General features: G+C 48.7%; 19 protein-coding genes. 12 read left to right on the plus strand and 7 right to left on the minus strand.

Features of this window, described 5'->3' with window-relative positions; translation table 11 throughout:
• The first annotated feature begins 133 nt into the window (after nucleotides 1-133).
• Entirely contained in the window at nucleotides 134-487 is a 354-nt protein-coding gene (locus PUT07_RS14860; protein ID WP_274468934.1) for a VOC family protein, read from the plus strand.
• 60 nt (nucleotides 488-547) lie between these two features.
• On the opposite strand, the gene PUT07_RS14865 is transcribed toward PUT07_RS14860, so the two are convergent.
• Entirely contained in the window at nucleotides 548-1,729 is a 1,182-nt protein-coding gene (locus PUT07_RS14865; RefSeq protein ID WP_338000754.1) for an MFS transporter, read from the minus strand.
• A gap of 103 nt (nucleotides 1,730-1,832) precedes the next feature.
• On the opposite strand from PUT07_RS14865, the gene PUT07_RS14870 reads away from it, so the two are divergent.
• The gene (locus PUT07_RS14870) at nucleotides 1,833-2,777 is read left to right on the plus strand and encodes a helix-turn-helix transcriptional regulator (protein WP_274468935.1); all 945 of its coding nucleotides are present in this window, start codon (nucleotides 1,833-1,835) and stop codon (nucleotides 2,775-2,777) included.
• Between the two features lie 81 nt (nucleotides 2,778-2,858).
• On the opposite strand, the gene PUT07_RS14875 is transcribed toward PUT07_RS14870, so the two are convergent.
• Nucleotides 2,859-3,344 (minus strand): MarR family winged helix-turn-helix transcriptional regulator, encoded by a 486-nt coding sequence (locus tag PUT07_RS14875; protein WP_274468936.1) that lies wholly within the window; start codon nucleotides 3,342-3,344, stop codon nucleotides 2,859-2,861.
• A gap of 181 nt (nucleotides 3,345-3,525) precedes the next feature.
• Between PUT07_RS14875 and PUT07_RS14880 the strand changes: the two genes are divergently transcribed.
• Nucleotides 3,526-3,957 carry an organic hydroperoxide resistance protein gene (locus PUT07_RS14880; protein ID WP_274468937.1) on the plus strand — a complete coding sequence of 144 codons (432 nt, stop codon included), beginning with the start codon at nucleotides 3,526-3,528 and terminating at the stop codon, nucleotides 3,955-3,957.
• A gap of 75 nt (nucleotides 3,958-4,032) precedes the next feature.
• Here PUT07_RS14880 and PUT07_RS14885 read toward each other — a convergent pair whose 3' ends face one another.
• Both PUT07_RS14885 and PUT07_RS14890 read right to left on the minus strand, forming a co-directional pair.
• Nucleotides 4,033-4,215: a hypothetical protein gene (locus PUT07_RS14885; protein ID WP_274468938.1), complete on the minus strand. Its 183-nt coding sequence runs from the start codon at nucleotides 4,213-4,215 to the stop codon at nucleotides 4,033-4,035.
• Between the two features lie 137 nt (nucleotides 4,216-4,352).
• Nucleotides 4,353-5,372: an AI-2E family transporter gene (locus tag PUT07_RS14890; RefSeq protein ID WP_274469331.1), complete on the minus strand. Its 1,020-nt coding sequence runs from the start codon at nucleotides 5,370-5,372 to the stop codon at nucleotides 4,353-4,355.
• A gap of 211 nt (nucleotides 5,373-5,583) precedes the next feature.
• Between PUT07_RS14890 and PUT07_RS14895 the strand changes: the two genes are divergently transcribed.
• The 5 genes from PUT07_RS14895 to PUT07_RS14915 all read left to right on the plus strand — a co-directional run bounded on the left by PUT07_RS14895 (nucleotide 5,584) and on the right by PUT07_RS14915 (nucleotide 9,876).
• Complete coding sequence (locus PUT07_RS14895) at nucleotides 5,584-6,249, plus strand: hypothetical protein (protein WP_274468939.1); 666 nt, start codon at nucleotides 5,584-5,586, stop codon at nucleotides 6,247-6,249.
• A complete protein-coding gene (locus tag PUT07_RS14900) occupies nucleotides 6,242-7,948 on the plus strand; it encodes a GMC family oxidoreductase N-terminal domain-containing protein (RefSeq protein WP_274468940.1) in 1,707 nt (568 codons plus the stop codon). The genes PUT07_RS14895 and PUT07_RS14900 overlap by 8 nt, the downstream gene beginning before the upstream one ends.
• A 437-nt stretch (nucleotides 7,949-8,385) precedes the next feature.
• Nucleotides 8,386-9,024 carry a cell wall hydrolase gene (locus tag PUT07_RS14905; protein WP_274468941.1) on the plus strand — a complete coding sequence of 213 codons (639 nt, stop codon included), beginning with the start codon at nucleotides 8,386-8,388 and terminating at the stop codon, nucleotides 9,022-9,024.
• Between the two features lie 152 nt (nucleotides 9,025-9,176).
• On the plus strand, nucleotides 9,177-9,407 hold the full coding sequence (locus PUT07_RS14910) for a hypothetical protein (RefSeq protein WP_274468942.1): 231 nt from the start codon (nucleotides 9,177-9,179) through the stop codon (nucleotides 9,405-9,407).
• Nucleotides 9,376-9,876, plus strand: coding sequence for a GerAB/ArcD/ProY family transporter (locus tag PUT07_RS14915; RefSeq protein WP_274468943.1), 501 nt, complete (start codon nucleotides 9,376-9,378; stop codon nucleotides 9,874-9,876). The genes PUT07_RS14910 and PUT07_RS14915 overlap by 32 nt, the downstream gene beginning before the upstream one ends.
• 50 nt (nucleotides 9,877-9,926) lie before the next feature.
• Here the strand turns inward: PUT07_RS14915 and PUT07_RS14920 are convergent, their stop codons facing one another.
• Both PUT07_RS14920 and PUT07_RS14925 read right to left on the minus strand, forming a co-directional pair.
• Nucleotides 9,927-10,775 carry a hypothetical protein gene (locus PUT07_RS14920; RefSeq protein ID WP_274468944.1) on the minus strand — a complete coding sequence of 283 codons (849 nt, stop codon included), beginning with the start codon at nucleotides 10,773-10,775 and terminating at the stop codon, nucleotides 9,927-9,929.
• Nucleotides 10,776-10,879: 104 nt separating this feature from the next.
• Nucleotides 10,880-11,695, minus strand: a complete 816-nt coding sequence (locus tag PUT07_RS14925; RefSeq protein WP_274468945.1) for a DUF2935 domain-containing protein — start codon at nucleotides 11,693-11,695, stop codon at nucleotides 10,880-10,882.
• 178 nt (nucleotides 11,696-11,873) lie between these two features.
• On the opposite strand from PUT07_RS14925, the gene PUT07_RS14930 reads away from it, so the two are divergent.
• The 3 genes from PUT07_RS14930 to PUT07_RS14940 are packed head-to-tail and all read left to right on the plus strand — an operon-like array spanning nucleotide 11,874 to nucleotide 15,817.
• Nucleotides 11,874-12,983, plus strand: a complete 1,110-nt coding sequence (locus tag PUT07_RS14930) for a GerAB/ArcD/ProY family transporter (RefSeq protein WP_274468946.1) — start codon at nucleotides 11,874-11,876, stop codon at nucleotides 12,981-12,983.
• A gap of 55 nt (nucleotides 12,984-13,038) precedes the next feature.
• Entirely contained in the window at nucleotides 13,039-14,613 is a 1,575-nt protein-coding gene (locus PUT07_RS14935) for a spore germination protein (protein ID WP_379239800.1), read from the plus strand.
• A gap of 1 nt (nucleotide 14,614) precedes the next feature.
• On the plus strand, nucleotides 14,615-15,817 hold the full coding sequence (locus PUT07_RS14940) for a Ger(x)C family spore germination protein (protein WP_274468948.1): 1,203 nt from the start codon (nucleotides 14,615-14,617) through the stop codon (nucleotides 15,815-15,817).
• Between the two features lies 1 nt (nucleotide 15,818).
• On the opposite strand, the gene PUT07_RS14945 is transcribed toward PUT07_RS14940, so the two are convergent.
• On the minus strand, nucleotides 15,819-16,067 hold the full coding sequence (locus PUT07_RS14945) for a hypothetical protein (protein ID WP_274468949.1): 249 nt from the start codon (nucleotides 16,065-16,067) through the stop codon (nucleotides 15,819-15,821).
• 309 nt (nucleotides 16,068-16,376) lie between these two features.
• Between PUT07_RS14945 and PUT07_RS14950 the strand changes: the two genes are divergently transcribed.
• Nucleotides 16,377-17,729: an ABC transporter substrate-binding protein gene (locus PUT07_RS14950; protein WP_274468950.1), complete on the plus strand. Its 1,353-nt coding sequence runs from the start codon at nucleotides 16,377-16,379 to the stop codon at nucleotides 17,727-17,729.
• The last annotated feature ends 9 nt before the right edge of the window (nucleotides 17,730-17,738 follow it).

Below are 17,738 nucleotides of genomic sequence, written 5' to 3' on the forward strand. Positions count from 1 at the left end.
AGAGGCGTCTGCTTTTTTTGTTGTATCGGATATTTTCCTCGGAAGGAAATGATTGTAAATTGCCGAACATGTTCTTTACAGAATCTTAAGCAAATATCTGTGAAAAAACATTTGACGGGAGATGAACGATTACATGAAGGCACTCAAATTACGTCCATTCGTTCCATCAGGCGGGGATTACCCGCGGGCCGTTCAGTTCTATACGGATCTTGGTTTCGAGAAGCTCTTCACCAGCGAGGAACTGACCATTTTCAAAGTCGATGAAACCGAATTTCATTTGCAAAATTTTCATAACGAAGAATTACAAAACAACTATATGTTGGAACTATGCGTGGAGGATTTGGATGCTTGGTGGCAGCATATTCAAAAGGCTGGGATCGTTGAGAAATATCACCTAAGAGCCAAGGCTCCCCAAATCCAACCGTATGGCAAACGGGCCATTCACCTCATTGATCCAGCGGGCGTGCTTTGGCATATAACCGAGTAAACCCCCTCAACTCAGGTAAACGTTGGTTTATATCTAAATTGGAGGGGGAGTTCATCTCTCTTAATTAGCGGTTGTTGTTTGCACTGCTCTCCTTCCCAGTACACCGCCCAATAGAAACGTCGCTAGCGATAGCGCCAGACAGATCGAAGCGAAGATCCCGATCGACGAATACCCGCCCATCTGAACATAAAGGATGCCGGCTATCCATGCGCCAAGCGTATTCGCACCGTTCATCGTCGAGTTGGCCAGACTGGAGATGGTTCCCCGTATTGAAGCGTTCAATGAGGTGAGAGCTTCCATAGCAATGGGGAATATCATGCCGAGTAGGGTGAAAATAATCAGATATACGACCGTCACCAGAGGGAGAGGGGCTAGATGAGGCGCTCCTGTATACAAGACCGCCAACAGCAGCATGCCAACCGCCGCTGCGTTCACATGACCAAGCCTACGTGTGGCGAATGAGCTTAGCAGGCTGCCTAGCAGTGTTCCCAAGCCGAGGAACATCATGACCGTACCTATCTGCCCGATGGGCAGAGCGAAGCGGTCCGCCATCCATTTGCCGACGAAGGCAAATGCGGTTCCGCTCCCGAGGTGCAGGAGCAGATATGCCAGGAAGCCGCTTCTTGCCTTGCCGCTCTTCATGAGTGGAACATATCGCGATAGTATAGAAGCTCGCCCGTGCTGGCGCATATCGGGCTTCATGTTCGGCAGCGTGTAGAAGGCGGCAGCAGCAAGCAGCAGCGAAATGCCGCCAATCGACCAGAAAGGCACGGACCAATTGCTGACGGCAAGCCAGCTGCCGATGGGAACGCCCAGCGCCTGGGAAGCGGCCAACCCCGAGAAGGCGATCCCCATCGTCTTGGATATGCGCGAAGGCGGCATCACGGCAGGAATAGATGCCCATACCTGAGGAGCAGTGAAAGCCGCGCTGACGCCGGCAAGGAAGCGGAACAAACACATCGTCCAGAAGCTGTCGGCGAACCCGCAAAATATCGTCGAGACGGAAAAACCGAGAAGACCGCAGAGGAGAACGGTTCTGCGGTTCCACCCATCGGACAGCGGGCCGGCAATTAAAGCAAAGATGGCAGAACCGAGGGTATAGGCGCCGATCATCCACCCGGCAATCCCCGTCGACACGTCGAATTGAGCTTGCAGCGTCGGGAGGAGAGGGGAGATGAGGAACGTATCCGTTCCGATCATAAACATAATGGTGAAGAAGAGCGCGGCATATTTCCGCATCATGGATCACTCCTTAGTTGAATGGTTGCTTACGAAGACTATCATAAGACATAATGGTGACAAGTCTTGTCATAAACTCAACATCAAGGATAAGGAGTTGGCGGAGTTGCCGAAATCAAAAAGACTCATGGAACTGATGATGACGGTGAACCGAAAGCGGCGGTTCAAAGTTCAGGAGCTTGCCGATGAGTTCGGTGTCTCCAAGCGCACGATTCTTAGGGATCTGCAAGAGTTAAGCGAATTAGGGGTTCCCCTCTATTCCGAAGTGGGGCCGCACGGCGGATATCAGGTGTTAAGGGAGAGAGTGCTGCCTCCGATCGCGTTCACGGAGGGAGAGGCGGTGTCGATGTTTTTCGCGGTGCATGCCCTGCGCCACTATTCGTCCTTGCCGTTCGAAACGGAATCCGCCTCGGCGCTCAACAAATTTTATCTGCATATGCCGGGAGATATTCGGGATCGAATCGACAGCATGAAAGATCGCGTCGATTTCATTACACCTGCGAGGCGCGGGGATGCCCCGTGTTTGTCTGTGTTGCTCGATGCCGCGATTCAGGGGAAGGTCCTTGTCGTTCAATATGAATCGAAGGAGGAAGGATCGCACAACCGCATGATTCAACCGGTCTGCATTTATGCAAACAACGGGCTCTGGTACTGCACGGCCTATTGCTTCCTGCGCCGCGGTTTCCGCGTATTCCGGTGCGACCGCATTCGAGAGGCGTCTTATGAGGCGACGGAGGTGGAGCCGATCGAGCTGAGCGACATCCGCGCCAGCCGACAGGGAGCTGCAACGCCGCGGGAGCCCGTCCGATTGCGCGCGGAGTTTACCCGTGCCGGCATACAGCGCTGCGAATCGGAGCTCTGGTTAGCACCTATGCTGGTCGTTCGCGAAGACGGGAGCGGGTGGATCGATACGGAGGTGGCACGCAGCGATTTGCCTTTTTTTACGGAGTTCTTCATTGCGCTCGGGAAGGAGACCGTCCTGCAGGAGCCGGCGGAATTAAAGAATTCGATCCGGCAGCGGCTTGCCGAATTACTGGAGCGTTACGAGTGAGACTGCGTTGTCACACAAACAGACCCAGCTCTGTGAGACCCAACTGATTCATGGGATGGAATCGGGGGGTCTTTTTGGGGTTCAAAGAGGATTCGAACCCTTGCCGGCTGCGTCGGCTTGCCGATTGGAGATGCCATATCCGATTTTCTTGAGCAGACCAATCAGCTCCAGCTTCTCGTCATCCGTTACATAGGACAAATTTTCGGAGATCTTCTGGACATGTTTAGGAAAAATGTGATCGAAATAGCTTCGCCCTTCCTCCGTTAACGCTACGTTTGTTTTGCGCCTGTCACCCGGGATCGGCTGCCTCTCTACGAAACTCTTCTTCTCCAGTTTATCTACCACATAGGTGATACTCCCCGTTGGAATCGAGAAGGTATCGCTAATGATCTGGATGGGATGCGGACCTCGATTGTACAGAAATTCGAGGATTTGAAAGGTTTCCATATGGAGTCCATAGCTCTCAATATCGCGTTCCAAGCTCCCGTACAGGGCATCCACCATGTTACGGATCACGCGAATGAGGTTTAAATCCAGAGCCTGGCCTTCAGAATTTCGTTCAATCATGCTGCCACCACCTCATTAATTAGAATTCCTATGATTCCCCATTGTAAACCAAATCAAGAAAGTTCATCAAGGGGAGGCGGATAGAAAGGCAAAGCGCGGGAAATCTATTACCGGCTGAAGAAGATGTAGATCATCCCTATGTAGGAGCCGCAATATTCCGGTATAAAGGAGTGTTCAAGCGATGATTCAAATGCAAAAAAAATTGTACACCGCAACCGTTAATGTGCAAGGAGGAAGAGAAGGCAAAGCGGTTTCCAGCGATGGTATTCTTGACTTGGACCTGAAAATTCCCAAGGAATTAGGGGGGCCGGGCGGACAAGGAACCAATCCCGAGCAGTTATTCGCGGCGGGGTTTGCCGCGTGCTTCGAAGGTGCGATCGGCGTTGCTCTGCGAAGCAAAAAGCTAAGAGCCGAGCGTATTCAAGTGACCGGTCATGTGACGATCGGGAAAGATGCAAGCGACGGCTATGTACTGGCGGTCAAACTGGATATTACGATGAACGGCATCGAGCCAGGAATCGCCAAACAAATCATTGAAGAAGCCCATGATATTTGCCCGTATTACAAGGCAACCCGGGGCAATATCGAAATCGAAACGAACTTGGTCGGTTAACCGGTGGAGCTAGGTATACAAGCTGAATCCCGGCGGGAGCTCTCCGGCCGGGATTCATGCAGGTATGCAGATCGGTTACGCTTTTTTTAACAGGGAACGAACGCCATGGACGATTAAAGCGATTGCGAAGACGATGACCGTAATGATGCCTGCCGCGTCTAGTAGAGGATCCAGACTGGCCAGCAGCTGGGTTACCGGGACATAAATGAGACTGAAGCCGCCAATGAGGCCGCCGAGGTAGTTAAGCAACTTAAACATCGCGTTTCACCTCCTCTAGCAATAATATATAGTCTATGTCGGAAAGAATCATAGTGTGATAGAATGCGAGAATAAGAATAAGGAGCAACTTGCCAACGGCAAATTGCTCCTTATTTATGTGAATGATTTGGTTTGTTTCAGGATTCAACCTCTTTTTTGCCTGTATCGACATCGATGATATCCAAGAGGAAAATAAAGACCGGTATTCCCACAATCAATCCCCACGTACCGAGATAATGCTCGGAGAAAATCAGCACAATGAACGTGTAGAACATCGGAAGATTCATTTTGGAGGACATCAGCTTTGGATTTAGAAAATAGCCTTCCAGGAAATGAAGCACCATGATCATGGAGATCACATAGATGACCATCCAAAGGCCGCCTATATTGTAGCCGATGATGCCTAATGGCAGCAAAGAAATAAGAAAGCCGGCTACGGGGATTAAACTGAGCAGGAAAATCATAATGGCGAGTGCGAACAGATAGGGAAAGCCTAATATCCATAAGCCGATCACGGTAAATATAGTATTAAAGAGGGCGATAAGCAGCTGCGCTTCGATCACTTTTCCGAAGGACAGGTTGAACTTTTTACCGAAATATTTCAGCTCTTCATACAACCAGGAAATTTTGCTCCCTTCCAACTTGGAAGTAAAAGCAACGATTCTTTTCTTCTCCAAGACGAAGAAAAAGCTCAAGATGGTGGCCATGATAAACGTCGTACCCCAATTGCTGATTCTCAGCATGTACTCAAATCCTTGTTTCACATACGCTTGTAAATTTAAATCCTTCAACGTTTTGTACATATAACGAGAAAACTCGTCCTGGGGGACCGGTAAATTCGTTAAACCGACTAGAATTTCTTTTAATTGCATGATTTGAACGAAAACTTTGGGCAAGTAATTAATAATGGATAGGACAATGCCTGCAATCATCACGAGATACAGCATAATCAGAATGACTTTGCTATTAACAGGAATGTATCTGCTAAGCTTACGAGTCACCAAATTTTGAATACTGCTCATTAGGAATGCCATCAAAAAGGTGAGGAGCACCAGGTTCAGCATGTCTCTTATCCCAATTAATAATAGAACAACTAGAATTAGGATTGAAAACCTTCGTACCGTTAGATTCATAAACAATTTCCTGATCTGCTCCATCATTTCGCGTCTCCATTCAAACGTTAACTTTGTTCTATCTCTTAGTTTACAGAAAACGTGCAGCTCTCGCAATTTTTTGTAGAATTATGGAGAACTTGTCGCTGAAGGAGCGGTTGCTAGTTATTTTTCATCAACTGACATACTAAGCTGAGAATCAAATATATGTAGAAGGTAGAAGTGAAATGGCACGGCAGAGCAGGGAGGGAGTCGGATGACGATTTCCATGGATGAACAAGTCATGTGGGATGCGTATACTTACGCGGCATTTCGTGCTTTGGTCGATGCGATTATTCCGCCAACATGCCGACAGCATGCAGCAGGAGAAGTTGAATATGCAGCCGGGGCCGTTCAGCTTCATGTGGATCAATTCGTTAGGCGAGAGATCGATCATTCGCAATTCGTTCCTGCAGGGGAGAAGGAAACGCCGGTCCCTCTGTCCAGATCGACCGCTCAATTGCTGAATATAGGGGCCGAGGCGCTCATTCGGAGAGGGCTCGCGCGGCTTCCGCTGCCTCTCAGGTTATCTCCAGAGACTTGCCTATTCGCTGTGTTGTCGCGTGAGAACAGGCTGCAGGCACTGGAACTGCTGGATCGGGTTGAAATTTCACTGCATAGGGCACCTCCCCCCTATCAAAATAACCCCGCGATGATACAAACTATGGTAGATACACTCAATCAGCTTACAATGTTCGGTTACTATACAGAATGGCTCCGACACGAAACATTACGGTTATCCTCACCCAGCAGCGGGCTTGATGCCAGTTGTCCGTCGGTGTGGCGTCTGATCGGTTATCCCGGTCCCGCCTTCGGTTACCGCGACTTTCGCGGCTTTATAATGGCGTATCCTCATGGTAAAGGAGAAACTCCGCATGATTGACCCGGATGTGATTGTAATCGGTTCCGGCGGCGGCGGAGCCGTTATGGCCAAGGAACTTGGGGAGAAGGGCTTGAAGATTCTCGTGCTGGAAGCAGGTCCTTGGTATGGCAATTCACAGTGGCCTAGCCCCAACCAGAAGCGAGGCGGACAAAGCAGTTCCAAGGCGGAAGATTTAAATATCCATCTATTCAAAGAGCAATACACCAAAGATGAACTCGAAATGAACAATTTGATTTCCGGTAAATTACGCTGGGGACCCGCGGAACGTACGCGTGCTCCGTGGTTTCGGAATGTCACTCAGCGCGGATTTGTTTGGCAAAACGCCGGTGTAGGCGGGACGACGCAATCTTATCTGGCCAATTGTCCCCGTGCCTTTCCGCTGGTGGTCGATCAGGTCTGGCCGATTGCGTACCGAGAGCTGGTTCCCTATTACGAACAAGTGGAAGCGACGCTGCCAGTAGATTTTGCACCTGTTACTTCCAAAGAGGAACTTTTTTTCTACGGTGCCAAGAAAGCAGGCTGGCCGCTGATCCCGACACTCGATGTGACAGTTCCTGGCTACCGTCCGCAGCCTAACGCAATTCTCCCTCCCAATAAGAACCTAACGAATCCCGATTATTCGGAAGAGCAGTTGTCCTGGATGCAGGGCTGCACGCTTGCCGGACATTGCATCAACGGATGTCCGCACGGGCCATCCGTTGATGCAATTGCCAAACGATCGACCAACGTGAGCTATATTCCGCTTGCACTGCGAACAGGCGGCGTGACGGTTCGACCCAATTCATACGTTATCAAAATTTTGACGGAGTCTCATCCTGGAGACGGGCTGCGCGCAACCGGCGTACGCTTACGGGATACATGGACGGGGGAGATCGAGGAGATCAGGGCCGGCGTCGTCGTTATGGCTGCCGGAGCGATTGAAAGCCCCCGGCTCTGGCTGAATTCGGGACTGCCCCATAACCCATGGGTAGGTAAAGGGCTGGTGAATCATTATTTCGACTGGGTTACGGGCATGTTCGAAGAGAAAGATTTGATGTCGATCCTCGGAAGTCCGGAGATCAATCCCTTTGTCGGCCATACTTCAGGCGGAAGACTGGATTATCCCGGGCTCGGATCGATTCTGGTCACGGGCTTAAGCCCAGGGTTAACAGCCTCTATGAGTTTTGGCATAAGCCAATCCGGATACAGTTCAATGCAGCAGCCTCATGCCGGTTATCCGGGGTATGCTCAAGGCCGTGTTGCAGGTCCCGAGCTGCAGCAGTGGATGGAGAATTACAGGAGAACGTTAAGCATCGTCATCTTCGCCGATGACGAGGTCAATATGCGCAATGGGGTTTCCGTGGATCCTGTACTTCAAGACGAACATGGACCCATCCCGCAAGTGAACTACATTCCAGGTCGTCGGGGAGCGAAGAATCGGGATGAACTTGTCAAAATCGCGGTAGATATCTTGAGGCGAGCAGGAGCTAAGAAGCTGCTCCGGACGGATTGGCCGGCCTCTCTGATGATCCATATGGAAAGTACGATGCGAATGGGCTTCGTCGTGGATACCAGCTGCGAGTCCTATCAAATCAAACGGTTATACATTGCTGATAATAGCGTACACTTCAATTCGTTGGGAGGCGCGAATCCCACGCTTACGACACAAGCTCTTGCGACTAGAACGGCTGACAAAATGTTCGATAAATATTTTCAATAGAAACACGAGAGTAAAACAACCGCTCCGCCTATTGTATGATGTGGCTAGAATAGGTTAGAGCGCAGCAGAACGTTAACAGTATGACAACTTCAAATTGATGGGATTGCCGCGTATATAGCGGCTTTTTTTATGTTTATACACCCGCCGATTCCCGACGAACTTAACTGGAAATTATCCCGTTAAATTCATCTTTTGAGAGGGGAATGCCTCAATAAAGGGATCACTATATACAGCTATATTTCAGCCATCCGCTTAGTTTTTTCACCGTTTGCGACCCTTAAAAGGGATTTCCCCCGAAGTTTATATGGACAGCTTGGGGCTGTTACTTGCGTTGTGGAGCGTGGAAGTCGACCTCTTGAGTCGGATCAACACCCCTAAATTTGTCATGCCGCATGCGCAATGCGGCGCGTAGAAGGAAGAGGAGGTTATCTTGAAGCATGAAGAAAAAACTACAAGCTCTTATCTGTGTCTGTTCCCTCGGTGTCATGGGAATGGCCGTTCCGGTCAGTGCTCAATCCTTAGAGCAGGGCACACAGAGTGACCAAGTTCTGGATTTGCAAGAACGATTAAGTGCACTTGGATACTTCCGAACAGGAATTACCGGATTTTATGGCAATCAGACCAAGCTTGCCGTCCGTAAATTTCAAGCCGGTTATGGCTTGACCGTTGATGGTGAAGCGGATTCCGCAACACTGGCAGCACTTAAGAAATCGGTTGCACCTAAACAATCGGTGCTGGACGAAATGGCGCGCATCATACATGCCGAAGCCAGAGGCGAGTCCTTTCTGGGACAAGTTGCCGTTGGAGCGGTCGTTCTGAACCGTGTGCAATCCGAACAATTCCCCGACTCCATTCTTGAGGTTATTCACCAGCCAGGTCAATTCTCCGCCATCGATGACGGACAGTTTAACCTCAAGCCGAATTCATCAGCCTACAACGCGGCCAAAGCCGCATTAAATGGTTCGGATCCGACAGCCGGAGCTCTATATTATTACAATCCGGCTATCGCCAAAGCGTCCTGGAGCTTAAAAAGACCAGCTAAAGTGACTATAGGCCATCATGTCTTTACGCATTAATCGATGAAAGAATCAGATCCGCTCTTTTCATAAGAAGAGCCGGATCTTTTTATTTTGAGGATAATTCAAATTGAATGAGGAACTATAAAATCATATTGTTAATAATCGCCAGTTCGTCGGGTTCGTGAAATTTCTTAAGGGGGAGGCAGGCCATGGCTGATACACATAATCCAAGTTCTAATCATCCTAAGCCTGGGCCTGGTGGAGAACACCAAGGCCTAATTAGCCAATCCTTGGAAGAAAACGAACTCATGCTCCAAAATAGTTTCGTGAATTGTTATGATATCGCCATGCGGCATCTGCGAATTTTCGGACAAATCCGCCCCAGCATCCTTCTTAGGGGAATCCTTCATGGTCGTGATGCTAATCGCTTTTATGGTTAAACCTCAACAAGCCATGTTCTCTTCTTTATTCGGCGTAGCTGCGGCTGCATTCGCCGTACTGCTCATGACACTGATCGTGATTATGGTGTTTGGTCCGAATTTGCCGGCCAAATTTATATATCCCCTGTATTCGGCTATCACCTATTTCTCCGTTATGGAGTTTATCCAGAATGTCGATGTGTTGGCTGTCTTGCTATGGATTATTGGCATTTTCATTAAACTGTCGCTGTACTTCTTCATTACCAGCTACGGTACCGCTCAAGTCTTTCACCTCAAAAAGTGGAAGCACACCGCCTGGTTGTTAGCCCCGATCATCTTCGTCATTTCACTTCTCCCGCGGAATACGAATGATTCGATGAGCTATGCGAAGTTTTGGATTGATGTGATATTCCCAATCAATATCGTATGCATTCCGGTATTGCTGTGGATCATAGGTGCCGTTCGCGTTCGTATGACGCAAAAAAGTTGAGCTCGCGAGATAAGGAGCTCAACTTTTTGCGGCCTTCAAAGATGTTAGGCTCAAGCTTCCGCTTGGAATCGATCCAGCTTGTGTTTGCATAGGGCAACAATCGACATCACGGTTATACAGCAGGGGATGTAGATGAGCCAATATTGCCATAACGGCAGCATGACCTTTAATAAACCAAGGTGCATCAAGATAAATTGCGCCGCTATTAGAAGAAGGAGCCATAGTGCTCGACGCCAAAGGCGGTGCGATACTGTCACGGCGACGGCGAGCAGGAGGGCTTTGACGAAACCATACATGGCCGAGAAGAAAATATCGTCATGGTATGGATCTTCGAAAATACCGACATGGTAGATTCGAATGTTCGTCAGGGCAAACACGAAAATCATTGTCGCTACTACGCTCCAAGCATACATAACAAGCGTAACGAACTTGATCGCTTGGTGGCGTCCTGACAGCCATATCGGCCATTGTCGAGCCAATCGGAAGAAAATGATCAGCGAGACGATCGTATAAGCCGTGCGCCACCAATGATGTTCATAGATGCCAAGTCTTAGGAATGACAGCTCGATGGCGCCGAAGGCGAATGCAAAGAAGGCGATCCACCGCCAGCTCAATTGGTAGACGGCCACATATGCGGCGGCTGCAGGTACCGAGATCAGATTGGAGAAGACGGCGCCCAATACATTGTCGTAGTACGACGTGCCAACAATCTTCGGAGAATAACTGTAGCTATGGAACAAGACGAATATGAAAAATTCAAAGACGTAGATCATGCCGGAATAGGAAAGAAGCAAGATCAACGGCGACAATGCGCGTTTGTGAAGCAGCATGACCGATAGAGCGATCGTGCATACCGCGACTAAGATGAGGTAGGGCAGGGAGTTCGGCATAGTCTCCATTAGGAATTCTTCAATGAGTTTTTATTAAATTTTAACCATTTTAGAACGAAAACAAACATCGTGGCCGATGCGACCCCTGCAGGCCGAGCTCCCGTATATGTGATTTAGCTTCCGGCTCTAGGCTTTGCGGGATCGCAATCGGGGGTGGGCACATGGCCGGAGGCATGAGAAAGTTTAGTCAAATAATAGCACTCTTCACGGTACATATGATCCGGCATCAGTTGGGTTAAGGTGCTCATAACTTCCTTACCGGCCGTGAGCTCCTCCACTTCGGCCAGAAATTTCATGAAGAGAAGCATAACCGTATTCGTTTCTTGATTAAACCGCCGCAATGCAGGGAAATCCGTCAACGAAGTACGCATATACCCCGCAAGCTCAACTGCCTTGAGATAGAAGTCTTGGAAATAGCGCTCAAATTCCTCGCTCTTATTCTTCCATCCTTTCTCTACCAGATCGAATTGGCCTGCCAGGCTGCCCGCGTGGCCGACCGCATCTTGCAGCCATACCAGATGCTCGTGAACCGCCGGCCCGACCGGAGGCAGCTTCCCGCTTGTCAAGGCTGCAAAGACGCGCATCGCTTCTTCCAGCTCGTTAACCATATGATTCAAAAAGGTCGGTGGCAGGTGGATGCCGATCTGTCCGGTCAGCGAGCGCTGCAACAAATGCAGTTTATAAGCACGCAAATGTGACGTCCAAGGGTTAACATCTTGAAGTAACGCCGCGATACGATCGCGATTCAATGGCTGCCGTGCTGTTCCCAGCATGAGATCATAAGCTTGAATGTACTGCTGTGCTTGCGAGATTTCCTCGACTTCGCCCGGAGCCAAACTATCCCGAATAAACCTCCCGTGATCGCCCAGAATCTGCAGCCAAAACCGGAGCTCAAAGAGCGCACCGTCCTCAAAGCTCTTATCTGTCATGTCCCACAACTCCCTTATCCGCTGGCATTACGTTCCTGTATTACACTATGTGAGCGCAACCTTGTCAGATAACTAGGCAATACAACTCCGGTATTTTTATAATATTTTCCAGTGGATAAAGGCATACTACATAAACGTATTTCAATACTCAACGTAACCAGGGGATGTGCTCATTTACGTGAAGAACGAAACGGTCATCAACGCAAGCCAGCTGTTCGCCATGATCATATTGTTTGAGTTAGGCACGGCCCTGGTTCTTCCTATCGGCATGAAGGCGGAACAAGGGGCATGGATCTCCGTGCTGATGGCCCTGCCAGGGGGGTTGCTCTTATACCTCGTTTTTGTTTACTTATACCGTCAATTTCCTCAGTTAATCCTAAGCCAATACATTCGTCGAATAGTCGGATCTTATATCGGCTGGCCTCTCTGTTTATTGTACATCTCATTTTTTATATATTGCTCGGGGCGTAATTTGCGTGAAGCGGGCGATCTGCTGATTACAGCGTCCTACGACAAAACGCCTCTCTTCGTCATCCATCTTGTGATGGTTCTCGGTGTTATCTATGTTCTAAGAAAAGGGGTCGAGGTGTTATTCCGGCTTGGCGAAATCTATTTGATTATTACACTTTGTCTTGGTCTCATAAGCCATGTGCTGATTCTCATTTCCGGCGTTATCGATTTGAAGAATTTACTCCCATTAGCTGGCAGCGAAGGATGGGGAGCTCTTTTTCACTCCGCATACCCATATACATTTTCATTTCCATTCGCAGAAGTCATTAGCTTCACAACCGTCCTGCCTCATCTGAATCAAGAGAGAACCGCCCGCAAAGCCGGTCTTCTCGCACTGACTACCAGCGGACTGCTGCTAAGCTTCACCCATGCTGTGGAAATTGCCGTGCTAGGTCCCGATATTTATGGACGTGCCGTATTCCCGCTGCTGACGATGATTGGCATCATTAATATTGCAGATTTCATCCAACGGTTGGATGCCGTCGTGATGTTGTCATTAATTATCGGGGTATTCTTCAAAATGACGGTGTACGCCTACGCTGCCATTAGTGTCGCATCAGACATATTCAAAATAGAGGAACCGCGCAAAATGGTGTATCCCGTTGTCATGGTCATCCTATTCGTATCGATGATGTCCGCATGGAGTTTCCAGGAGCATGGAGAAGAAGGGGCTCTATCGGAAAACTTCGTTCAGCCATTGTTTAATACTATGATTCCTATTCTGTTGTTCGCGGTGCACATATTGCGGAAACAGTTTGGGCTATACCGCAGCAAGTGATTATGAAATCAGGGGTGGCATCGTGTTTCCGTGGAACCGATTACGCAGCAGAACAATGGAATACAAGACGCCGGGAACATCCGGGAGCGAAGGAAGCAAGACGAAGTCGCTTTTATTTCCGGAGCTGTCCGAGAACCTCCATTACATCCGGGTTCTTCTTGGCCATAGTCCTGACATCACGATTCGTCAGTTCGAACTGGGGAGCGTGGGTGCGCAGGTGGCCGCCGTCTACACGAATGGCGTAACAGACCGGAAAATGGTGAACGGATTTGTACTGCATGCGCTGATGACCGGGATAGAGAAAGAAGCTTTCGATAGCATGAAGAAGGATAAAAATCTGTATGACTTCATTCGCGATAACGCTCTGACGATCGGCGAAGTCAAGCCGATGATGGATTGGGACAGCGTCATTCTGGCTATATTATCCGGCGACACGGCGATCTTTATTGACGGTTATAAAGAGGTGATCGTGTGCGGAACGAGAGGCGGCGAGTCCAGAACGATCACGGAACCCTCGACGCAAGTCGTCATTCGCGGGCCGAAGGAGGGGTTCACGGAATCGATCGGAACTAACGTCGCGCTTGTGCGCCGAAGAATCAAGAGCTCCAACTTGTGGCTGGATACAATAAGAGTCGGGAGCGTCACCCAGACGGATGTTGCCATTATGTATGTGAAAGGTCTGGCGAATGACAAGCTCGTCAAGGAAGTTAAGGAAAGATTGAATAGAATTCATATTGACGGCATTCTGGATTCGGGCTATATCGAGCAGTTAATTGAAGACAAAACAATGACGATTTTCCCGACCATCCATAATACCGAACGGCCGGATACGGTCGCAGGAAATTTGCTGGAAGGGAGAGTTGCGATTTTCGTGGATGGCACGCCCTTCGTTTTAATTGCTCCTGTGACCTTTTTCGTATATTTTCAATCGGCCGAGGATTATTACCAACGCTTCGAAGTCGCTTGTGCAATAAGGCTCTTAAGGTTCGGGGCACTCCTCATCTCCTTGTTCGTTCCATCGATTTATGTGGCTTCCATTACATACCACCAGGAGATGATCCCGACTCCGTTACTAATCAGCTTGATGGCGCAGCGAGAGAGCGTACCCTTCCCGGCATTCGTTGAAGCTCTCATTATGGAAGTGACTTTTGAAATCTTGCGTGAAGCAGGCATTCGAATGCCGCGCGCTATCGGGCAAGCAGTATCAATCGTAGGAGCACTCGTACTGGGACAAGCTGCCGTCGAAGCAGGTCTGATATCACCGGCTATGGTGATTGTCGTCGCATTGACAGGTATTTCAAGCTTTGCGACTCCCGCATACAGCATGGCGCTGGCCATACGGCTGCTGCGGTTTAGTATGATATTTGCAGCAGGCATGCTCGGATTTTATGGGATGGCCATACTCAGCATTGTGATTCTGGCGCATATGAGCGGACTGCGATCTTTCGGTTTTCCATATATGTCCCCCTTAGGCCCATTCACGCTGGAAGATCAGAAGGATTCAATCTTTAAATTTCCGCTGAAAACGTTTTTCACCAGGCCGCATTTATTAAGCCAGGATAATAACATCCGCATGGAGATTTCTCCTGCAACATCATCGGAACATGAGGAACACTCGGGGAGTGACTAAGGTGAAGCTGGCAAAGCCATGTGCAATTCTGCTAGGCGTTTCGATCATGCTAGTATTGGCAGGTTGCTGGAACAGCAGGGAACTGAATGATATGGCGGTTGTGGTTGGCATGGGCATCGATCGAGATCCGGCGACGAAGGAGTACCATCTGTCCTTTCAGACGATTATTCCCAATGCGGTAGCAGCCGGAGTTAAGGGGGGAGGGATGAATCTGCCCATCGTGATCCATTCGGCTTCCGATGCTACGCTGTTCGGAGCCCTGCGGAAAACTTCACAGAAAGTGCCGCGCAAACTATTTTTTGCCCATATCCAACAAATTGTAATCGGGGAAACGCTGGCCAGGGAAGGGATTGAGGATTTATTCGATTTCCTCGAAAGATCCCATGAGCTGCGTCTAACCTCTCACGTGCTGATTGCCCGAGGCAGCGATGCCGAAGCCGTAATGAGAATTATGACTCCCATGGAAAAAAATCCTGCCGAGGGCAACGCCAAACGGCTTGAATTGACCTCGAACATATGGGCGGAAAATATTAATTCGAAAGTAACGGATGTTCTACACGCGTTGATTGGCAAGGGAGAAGTCGCTATAAGCGGGGTACATTTCATCGGTGATAAACGAACTGGCGAAACCAAAGGGAATATGGAGAAAACCAAGCTTCCTGCTTACATCGAAATGAAAGGCATCGCTATATTCAAAGATAAAAAGCTGAAGAAATGGGTAGAAGGCGATGAGGCCCGCGGGATCTTGTGGATTCAGAATCATATGAATGGCACGGTGATCAATCTTTCTTGCAAGGGAATGCAGGACGGCACTTCCGTCGAATTGGTTCGATCCAAGACCAAAGTTCAAGCGCGTGTTGAGAAGGGCACGGTATCCTTCCAGATCGACATTGACGAGGAAGGCACCATCGGCGAGGTTCACTGTCCGATTGATTTAAGCAAACGAAAGGAAGTTCTGCAAATTCAACAGCAATGGGCTGCTGAGACAGAGAAGGTTGTTAAGGAGACCGTTAAGATCGCTCAAGAGCTGCAGGCGGATGTATTCGGTTTTGGCGATCAAGTATACCGGAACTTCCCTGAGCAATGGGCGCAAATGGAAGGGAAATGGCCGGAAATCTTTGCAAACAGCCAGATCGACGTTCATGTCAATGCGTATATCAGAAGGTCGGGAATGAGAAATAAGCCTTACTTCTTTAAACGTTGAGCTATTTGGATTTATGGCTTGGAGGGAATTTGCTTCTCAGCAACGATTGGAGCGGTTTAAAGATCGCAGCCAAAACCGGCACGAGTATTAAGATAACGAACGCCCAATATTCGAGGGTAGTTCCTACGTAGAAAGATTCCCGCAGGACATCGATAGCTTCACCGAGCTTCATTCCTGTCACAACATCCGTTATGACCAAGTACGATAGGCTGGTAATAAAAATCGTGGCATATGCAACAATGACTCTCATAAGCGGACACTCCAACTAAGTCTAGTAGACGTACTCTAGGATATTTTTCCCCAAAACGAATGTTTCTACCCAATTGCCACAGATGCCCATGCGAGTCACCAATGAGGCCGGAGAGGGTTGTATGGAAAGATGGAACAAATAACCTATAAAAATGAAATACAGCCCTAATTTATACAAAGTGGATTCATAATAAAGTTAAATCAAGAATTTTGAATTGAAATGGTGTCGAAAACCGTTTCTATCATCGGAAATTTAAGCGCTTTCAACGGTTTTTTGGCATTAACAAACAAATCGGAGGGATACAAAACAATGAAAAAGTTTCTAGCAGTTGCTGCTGCACTGACGATTTTGGCAGGGTGCGAGCAGGGAGGCAGCACCAGTTCCAATCCAGTTGCTGGCGAAACTGGAGGCAATAGCAAACCTGCCGTCGCCACGCCTGATAATGAGTTATTCATCTATACGGTCAATCCTCCTTATTTCGCCAAAGAAGAAAATTTCGATAAACAAATCGGCGATTTCATCAAGAAGAAGTTTCCGGATATTAAGGTCAAGCACGTCCACTGGGATAATCCCGGCAGACAATATAAAGATCTGATAGCCGCCGGGACCGTACCTGATCTCATCCTCGATAACACCCGCATGAACGTGCAACGTTGGATCATTGACAATGACCTGCAATATGATATCCGGGATCTGATTAAGAAATATAATTTTGACACGACCAAGCTCAATCCGGCCTTGATGGCCCAAATGAGTAACCTGACTAAGGATGGCAGCATTTATGGCTTGCCATACAACAATAATGATTTCGTTCTCTTCTATAACAAAGATATTTTCGACAAGTTCGGTGTTGACTATCCGAAGAACGGGATGACCTATGACGAAATCTATGAAATGGCCAAGAAGCTAACCCGTGTAGACGGTGAGATTACGTATAAAGGATTTTCCCAGAATCCGGGTCATTATATGAACTATAACCAGCTATCGCTGTCTCCGCTAAGCGCCACGGAGGACAAAGCAAGCTTGAGCTCGCCGGAGTGGAAAAATGTTGTAGACAATTTGCGCCGGTTCTATGATATTCCTGCGAATCAATTCGATACGGTCGAAACCTTTGCTACCAAAGGCAACATTGCGATGGCTGTAGCGACCGTCGATCATTTGGTCACGTATCACGAGCAAAATAAGAATTTGAACTTCGATATCGTATCGGTGCCTTCCTTCAAGGAAGCTATGGATACAAGGTATCAACCGAATGTATACTCCATGTATATTACGAAACAATCCAAGAAGAAGGATCTTGCCTTCCAAGTGATGGCGGCGCTGCTCTCCGAGGAGCATCAAATCGACCTCGCGAAAGAAGGGGTTATCGTGCCGACAGAAACCAAAGCGGTGCAAGAGGCATTCGGGCAAAACTTGACGCAGATGAGAGGCAAGAACACAAGCGCGATCTTCTACGGCAAAACCGCGATGCCGCCGGCAGCACGTTCTGCAGGTTTAATCTGGTACGATGTCCCGATGCAGAACGTTTTTGCACCACTGATCTTCAAAGAATCTAAAGATACCGTAACGGCGCTCCGCATGATCGAAGAGCAATCGACCAAAGCGATCGCAACCAATCAAGCGGCCAAAGCCGATACAGCTGCAGCCGGTGCGAAGAATTAACTAAAGAGA

The organism is Paenibacillus sp. MAHUQ-63, assembly GCF_028765165.1.
Classification (GTDB): Bacteria; Bacillota; Bacilli; order Paenibacillales; family NBRC-103111; genus Paenibacillus_E.